1 pseudogene is annotated in these 231 nt (G+C 48.5%); it reads right to left on the reverse strand.

Features of this window, described 5'->3' with window-relative positions:
- Positions 1 to 231 (reverse strand): annotated as a pseudogene (locus H6B51_RS17470) (IS21 family transposase); the annotation flags it as partial.

Here is a 231-nt window from a genome sequence, read left to right on the forward strand (position 1 = left end):
CAGAGCTTTGTCTCAAAACCAAGGTTTTTCATGAAGACCTCGTAGTCCTTCTGCCAGACCGGATGGCCCTCCAGATCCCGGTGCAGCACGACGCTTTTCATATTGTCAGTCAGGACAACTTTAGGCATCCCCATGTATTGAAAGGCATGGATCATCCCAATAAACAGATTTTCCTGCTTGGCATTTGGGAAAAACTCAATGTAGCGCTGGCCGCAGTGGTGGCAGATCATA

Origin of the sequence: Pseudoflavonifractor phocaeensis, assembly GCF_016901955.1 — a bacterium.
GTDB classification, from domain to species: domain Bacteria; phylum Bacillota; class Clostridia; order Oscillospirales; family Oscillospiraceae; genus Flavonifractor; species Flavonifractor phocaeensis_A.